This window comes from Anaerospora sp., from assembly GCF_032013335.1.
Taxonomy (GTDB): domain Bacteria; phylum Bacillota; class Negativicutes; order Sporomusales; family DSM-15969; genus Anaerospora.
Genome location: NZ_DALZUO010000016.1, coordinates 78,627 through 85,542 on the forward strand (window position 1 = coordinate 78,627; position 6,916 = coordinate 85,542).

Here is a 6,916-nt window from a genome sequence, read left to right on the forward strand (position 1 = left end):
TTATGCTAAAGGCTATTCATAAAGCGGCAGCTACTCACAGTCTGGAAAAAGAAGAGATTGTTCAATTGCTTCAGACGACGGATTGCGATAGTCTGCTCTTTGAAACGGCTGATTCGCTGCGGGAAAAATACGTGGGCAATTTTGTTCACTTGCGGGGACTTATTGAATTCTCGAATATTTGCAAACAGAATTGTCTCTACTGTGGTTTGCGGCGAGAGAACCACAATGTGCAAAGATATCGCCTTACAACAGAAGAAATTCTCGATTTTGCCGGCAAAGCCCGCTCTTACGGCTACCGGACAGTAGTTCTGCAATCGGGTGAAGATGATTATTTTACAGTCGATAAAATGCAGTATATTATTCGTAAGATAAAAGAACTTGATTTGGCAATCACCTTGAGTGTAGGTGAAAAATCCACTTCTGAGTATTCGGCGTACAAGGAAGCCGGGGCAGACCGGTATTTGCTCAGAATTGAAACAACAGATAGAGCCCTCTATGAGCGGCTTGATCCTGGCATGAGTTTTGTCAACCGGATGCGCTGTTTGCAGGATTTAAAGGCGCTTGGCTATGAGGTGGGAACAGGCTCTCTCGTAGGATTACCGGGGCAGACGGTAGAATCACTTGCTGATGATATTCTCTTTTTTAAACAGTTAAATGCGGATATGATCGGGATTGGACCGTTTATTCCTAATCCTGACACTCCCTTAGCGGCGGCGTCTGGTGGTTCCTTTGAAATGAGTTTGAAGGTCATGGCAATAACCCGCCTGCTGCTGCCTGACATTAATATCCCCGCTACTACAGCGATGGAGACGCTTAACCGTCAGGGCCGTGTAATCGCGCTGCAAAGCGGTGCTAATGTTGTGATGCCGAATGTTACGGAAGGGGATTACCGCAAATTTTATGCTCTTTATCCGGGGAAAATCTGTATTAATGATACTCCTGCTCATTGCCGCGGCTGTATTACCGGCAAGATTACGGCTATTGGGCGATCTATTTCCGAAGACTACGGATTTAGAGGTAAATGCTGTCCTTTATAGTGTTTGTAACCCTGCTGGAATGCAGGGCTTTTTTTTATATGATCTGGCAAATATAGAAAGTTAATATTTTCACAAATAGAATAATATGCTACAATAAAGAGGTAATAATTTCCACATTGTACCCGGAATAGTGAGGAACTTGCACCCAAAGCCCCTTACAGCTGCCTAATAAGCGGCTGCTTGGAGATAGATAACACCATCACAGGTAAAGGGAGAGGGGAATATGAACAAGATTACCGAACTGGACAAGGTGATTGCCAAGGTGAACGATGGAGCAACCATTATGATTGGTGGTTTTCTCGGCATCGGATCTCCGCTCAAGTGCATTGAAAAACTGGTAGAAAAAGGGTCAAAAGAGCTTACGCTTATCGCCGTTACCAATGCGTATCCCGGTGGAGGCTTCGATTTGGCCCCCTTGTTTAAAAACCGGCAGGTGAAAAAATTGATTACAGCTCATACGGGAACTTGTCCGGAAGCTCTTGAAGTGTATAAGAGCGGTGACTTGGAAATCGAGTTTTATCCGATGGGATCATGGATTGAAAAAATTCGTGCTGCCGGTTCTGGCCTGGGCGCGGTAGTGACGCCAATCGGTGTGGGCACTTTAGTTGAAAAGGGCAAGCAGAAATTAACCATTGATGGAAAAGAATATTTGTTAGAATTACCGCTTAAGGCAGATTTCGCCTTTATCAAAGGGTATCGTGCCGATAGGCTGGGTAATGTTGAATATCGCGGAGTTTCACTAAACAGCAATCCTATTGTCGCCATGGCAGCTGATTATACCGTGGCAGAAGTAAATGAGATCGTGGAAGTTGGCGCTATTGAGCCTATCCGAGTGGGAACACCGGGGATATTTGTCAAAGCTGTAATTCAGGGATATGCCTTCGAAGAGCATCAGCGGATTTATGAAGATCTGTGGATGCGTACTGGCCGTTTAGCGTAAATTTGTGCCAAAAAAAGGAGGGTATATGATGGATTATAGAGAAATGATAGCTCGTAGAGCTGCTTTGGAATTAAAAGACGGTGAAGTGGTTAACTTAGGATTTGGCATGCCGACGGCTGTTGCCAACTATATTCCTGCAGGGATAGATGTTATTCTTCAGTCTGAGAATGGCTGCCTGCTTTTTGGGCCGACGCCAAAGCGGGGACAGCAGGATGCTGATAATGGCAATGCCGGTGGTCAGCCGATTACGCTGCAGCCGGGAGCCGCAATTTTTGATTTATCAACGTCCTTCGGCATTATTCGGGGAGGTCACGTAGATACTACTATCTTAGGGGCTCTTGAAGTGGATCAGCAAGGCAATATTGCCAACTGGGCTATGCCGGTGGCTCCCGGAAAATATTCGCCTGGTATGGGCGGCGCAATGGATTTGGTGGGCGGAGCCCGCAAGGTAGTCGCTACCTTGCAGCATAATGATAAAAAAGGAGCCTCCAAGGTACTGAAAGAGTGTCTGCTGCCGCTGACTGGCAAAGGCGTAGTTGATGTCATTATTACGGATAAAGCTGTTTTTTCTGCCAGCCCGGCAGGCTTAGTTCTCCGGGAGATCGCTGCAGGCTTTACCGTAGAGGATATCCGCATCCTGACCGAAGCGGATTTTACCGTTGCCGATGATCTTGCAGAGTACAGGCTGGGGTTTTCGCAAGAGGCAGCTGCTGCGAAAGAGTAATAAACATGTGACAGGACAAGTGCTTTTGCTTGTGACCTGCTGGCATGCTTTATATACTAAAAGAAAAGAAAGGGGAATAAAACACATGGAATTTAAAAAAGCACTTATTATTGGTGCAGGACAAATGGGCAGTGGCATTGCCCAGGTAATGGCTCAGGGAGGGCTTCAGGTAATTCTTCGTGATATTAAAGAAGAGTTCGTTAAAAAAGGCATTGCCGGTATAGAAAAAAACCTGACTAAATCAGTGGAAAAAGGTAAGCTGGCTGCTGAAGAAAAAACTGCTATTATGGGTCGTATCCAAGGCGTTGTTGAGTTGGATGCAGCAGCCTGCGATGTTGATCTGGTTGTTGAAGCGGCAATCGAAAACATGGAAATTAAGAAAACGATTTTCCAACAGCTTGATCAGCAGTGCCCGGCTCATACTATCTTTGCTACGAATACCTCGTCGCTGCCTGTAACCGCCATTGGTGCATTAACCAAACGGGCTGACAAGGTCATTGGCATGCATTTCTTTAATCCTGCTCCCGTTATGAAATTGGTGGAAGTCATCAATGGACTTGCTACAAGTGAGGAAACTTTTGCTGCTGTAAAAGCCCTGGCAGAAGGACTCGGCAAATCACCTGTTAAAGTATCTGATTTCCCCGGCTTTGTGGGCAACCGGATCATGATTCCTATGATCAATGAAGCTGTTTTCACTTTGATGGAAGGTGTAGCAAGCGCCGAAGATATTGATACCGTAGCTAAGCTGGGCTTTAATCATCCGATGGGACCACTGGCGTTGTCTGACCTGATCGGCAACGACACTGTGCTGTATATTATGGAAGTACTTTATGATGGTTATGGTGACCCCAAATACCGTCCTTGCCCGCTGCTCAAGAAAATGGTTCAGGCCGGTTATCTGGGACGCAAAACAGGTAAAGGGTTCTACGACTATAATAAATAAAAACGAATAGGCGGTGGAATGTATGAGTGAGTTTGCTAATCTGTTATTTGAGAATCAGGGAGGAATTGGCCTGGTAACACTAAACCGGCCGAAAGCGCTGAATGCGTTAAATCAAGCTACTCTCGAAGAACTGGATAAGCTGGCTGATGAAATTGCCAAGGATACCAGCATCAAAGTGGTAGTCCTTACCGGCAGCGGTGAGAAAGCTTTTGTAGCCGGTGCGGATATTACGGAAATGCAGCATAAGTCTGCTATTGAAGGCCGTAATTTTGGGAAACTTGGTCAGGCTGTTTTCAACAAGATTGAAAACCTTCCTCAGCCGGTAATTGCGGCAGTTAATGGTTTTGCTCTTGGCGGCGGCTGCGAGCTGGCTATGGCCTGCGATATCCGCATCGCTTCAGAAAAGGCCAAATTCGGTCAGCCTGAAGTTACACTTGGCATTACTCCCGGCTTTGCCGGCACTCAACGTTTAGCTCGCCTGGTAGGCAAGGGACGTTCAAAAGAATTGCTCTTTACCGGTGATGTTATTGATGCCAATGAAGCCTATCGCATTGGTTTGGTCAATAAGGTAACAGCTGCGGATCAATTAATGGATGCAGCCAGAACTATGGCTGAAAAAATTATGTCCCGTGCGCCGATCGCTGTTCAGCTTTGCAAAGCTGCTGTCAATGAAGGGCTTGATACTGATTTGGAAACAGGTGTAGCATACGAGGCTGAAGTTTTCGGCTTGTGCTTTGCCACTGCTGACCAAAAAGAAGGTATGAGTGCCTTTGTCGAAAAGCGCAAAGCCAGTTTTCAAGGAAAGTAGCACTTAAAAGCGTTTTTAATATAGTCAACTTAAGTTCTCGCCCTAATTTAGGGCGGGAACTTTTATATAATAGCATTTCTTTTCCTCATCTGGTAAAATATATGATAAGATTTAACATAGCAAGGTGGATGATGCTGGTTATACTAGTGTTAACAATTCTAGGAGGGATGACATGGAATTATGGATGACAGAATTTCAAACCAAAAATCTGGGTTTGACTACTAGGATTAAGGAAACGCTCTATTCAGGTAAATCTAACTTTCAAGATATTGCTGTTGTTGAGTCAGAGCAGTTTGGCCGCATGCTTGTTTTGGATGGTGTGTACCAGACGTCTATTTTTGATGAATTTGTCTATCATGAAATGATTGCCCATATACCACTCTTTACTCATCCTAATCCGCAAAAGGTCCTGGTTATCGGCGGCGGGGACGGCGGCAGTGTTCGCGAAGTAGTGAAGCATCCAAAAGTAGAAAAAGCGGTAATGGTTGAGATTGACGGTTTGGTTGTGGAAGTAAGCAAACAGTATCTGCCCGAGATTGCTGAAGCCATGCTGAATCAGCATCCCAAGCTGGATTTGCGCATTGATGACGGACTAAAGCATATTGCAGAACTGGAAAGTTATTATGACGTAATTATTGTAGACTGTTCTGACCCGATCGGACCTGGTGAAGGTCTATTCACCTATGAATTCTATCAAAACGTAAAAAAAGCGCTAAAGCCTGATGGTCTTTTTGTGCAGCAGACGGAATCTCCCTTCCTTCATACCGAGTTAATTCAGCGGGCCTGGAAGGATATTGCATCTCTTTTCCCGATTACCCGTTTGTATCTTGCACCGATACCTATTTATCCAAGCGGTACGCACTGCTTCACTATGGGATCGAAAGTTCATGATCCGCTTACGATGGACACAAGTACAATAGAAGAATTGAATACCCGCTATCATAACAGGGATATTCAAAAAAGCTGCTTTGCTTTACCAAACTTCATTAAACAAATGCTGAAATAAAAATACACCTTCCGGCAACAGGCCAGGAAGGTGTATTTTTTAGCTCACAGTAAGGAAACTACTTTAAGTTCTCCGGATTCAGCGGTTCCAGCTCGGGAACTACGAAAAGACCGTCTTTGCGGATTAATTGATCATCAAACCAGATCTCGCCGCCGCCGTACTCAGGATTTTGAATGAGTACTAAATCCCAGTGAATGACCGAGTTATTACCATTAAAGGCTGTATCGTAGGCATTGCCGGGAGTAAAATGCAGGCTGCCCCGGATTTTTTCATCAAAGAGGGTGTCTTTCATTGGAGTATCGATGTAAGGGTTGACGCCAAGCGCAAATTCGCCAATATAGCGGGCCCCTTCATCGTTGTCCAGTACGTTGTTCAGCTTTTCTGTTTCATTGGCAGTTGCTTTTACTATCTTGCCGTTTTCAAATTGAAAACAAATATTTTCATAGGTGACGCCTTGATATACTGCCGGGGTATTGTAGGTAATCATACCATTCACAGAATCGCGTACAGGAGCGGTATACACCTCGCCATCGGGAATATTGCGCAGACCGGAGCATTTTACGGCAGGAATGCCCTTAATGGAAAATGTCAGATCTGTGCCGGGGCTGATAATGCGAACTTTATCAGTACGCTCAAATAGGGAAATAGCCGAATCCATTGCCTTTGCCATTTTGGCATAATCCAGGTTGCAGACATTAAAGAAGAAGTCCTCGAAAGCATCCGTGCTGCTGTTTGCCAATTGAGCCATGCTTCCATTGGGATAACGCATGACGCACCATTTAGTATGAGGAACACGGATATCCAGGTGAACAGGCTTGCTCCAATACTGCTGATAGGCTTGCATTTTTTCAGCAGGAACATCAGATAATTCACTGATATTCTCGCTTGCCCGAATGCCGATATACGCATCCATATTTTTCATGCGCTCGGCTTCCCACTGGCCGATTAAGGTTAATTGTTCGACAGAAGCCTGACGCAGCAGGGAGCGGTGCAATTGGTTGTTTTTAATGGTAAGAAAGGGGAGTCCGCCTGCCCGGTAGGCTTCATCCACCAATGCTTTAGCTAGCGGGTGGCCGTTATCGAATACTTCAATAAGTACTTTTTCACCTGGTTTAAGATCAACAGAGTAGGTAATTAGATTCTTGGCAAGTGTTTTGATTCTGGGATCCATGGGAACGCCTCCTAGTGGTAGTTATCTCGTAGTAGTATTTACAATTATCCATTGCTATAAAATATCCTTTTAATCTCAATAAAAAAATTATCGTAAACCTCTTGCATTTTGTCTCAAGATGTTTTATAATTTATTTTGTCGTCGTTCCTCGATAGCTCAGTTGGTAGAGCAATCGGCTGTTAACCGATCGGTCGTAGGTTCGAGTCCTACTCGAGGAGCCATTCATTTCTGGCCCGTTGGTCAAGCGGTTAAGACACCGCCCTTTCACGGCGGTATCAAGGGTTCGA

Annotated in this window: 7 protein-coding genes and 1 tRNA gene; 7 read left to right on the forward strand and 1 reads right to left on the reverse strand. The window is 45.1% G+C overall.

Features of this window, described 5'->3' with window-relative positions; genetic code table 11:
- The first annotated feature begins 2 nt into the window (after positions 1-2).
- The 6 genes from hydE (at position 3) to speE (ending at position 5,458) form a co-directional block, all read left to right on the forward strand.
- Positions 3-1,037 carry a [FeFe] hydrogenase H-cluster radical SAM maturase HydE gene (gene hydE, locus RTR76_RS13575; RefSeq protein ID WP_312521544.1) on the forward strand — a complete coding sequence of 345 codons (1,035 nt, stop codon included), beginning with the start codon at positions 3-5 and terminating at the stop codon, positions 1,035-1,037.
- 223 nt (positions 1,038-1,260) lie between these two features.
- Positions 1,261-1,977 carry a CoA transferase subunit A gene (locus RTR76_RS13580; RefSeq protein ID WP_312521546.1) on the forward strand — a complete coding sequence of 239 codons (717 nt, stop codon included), beginning with the start codon at positions 1,261-1,263 and terminating at the stop codon, positions 1,975-1,977.
- Between the two features lie 28 nt (positions 1,978-2,005).
- Positions 2,006-2,701: a 3-oxoacid CoA-transferase subunit B gene (locus RTR76_RS13585; RefSeq protein ID WP_312521560.1), complete on the forward strand. Its 696-nt coding sequence runs from the start codon at positions 2,006-2,008 to the stop codon at positions 2,699-2,701.
- An 85-nt stretch (positions 2,702-2,786) separates the two neighbouring features.
- On the forward strand, positions 2,787-3,644 hold the full coding sequence (locus RTR76_RS13590; RefSeq protein WP_312521548.1) for a 3-hydroxybutyryl-CoA dehydrogenase: 858 nt from the start codon (positions 2,787-2,789) through the stop codon (positions 3,642-3,644).
- Positions 3,645-3,666: 22 nt separating this feature from the next.
- Complete coding sequence (locus tag RTR76_RS13595) at positions 3,667-4,452, forward strand: short-chain-enoyl-CoA hydratase (protein WP_312521550.1); 786 nt, start codon at positions 3,667-3,669, stop codon at positions 4,450-4,452.
- 172 nt (positions 4,453-4,624) lie between these two features.
- Positions 4,625-5,458: a polyamine aminopropyltransferase gene (gene speE / locus RTR76_RS13600; protein ID WP_312521552.1), complete on the forward strand. Its 834-nt coding sequence runs from the start codon at positions 4,625-4,627 to the stop codon at positions 5,456-5,458.
- Positions 5,459-5,516: 58 nt separating this feature from the next.
- On the opposite strand, the gene RTR76_RS13605 is transcribed toward speE, so the two are convergent.
- Entirely contained in the window at positions 5,517-6,629 is a 1,113-nt protein-coding gene (locus RTR76_RS13605) for an aminopeptidase (protein ID WP_312521554.1), read from the reverse strand.
- 145 nt (positions 6,630-6,774) lie between these two features.
- On the opposite strand from RTR76_RS13605, the gene RTR76_RS13610 reads away from it, so the two are divergent.
- Positions 6,775-6,850: transfer RNA gene (locus RTR76_RS13610), tRNA-Asn, on the forward strand.
- The last annotated feature ends 66 nt before the right edge of the window (positions 6,851-6,916 follow it).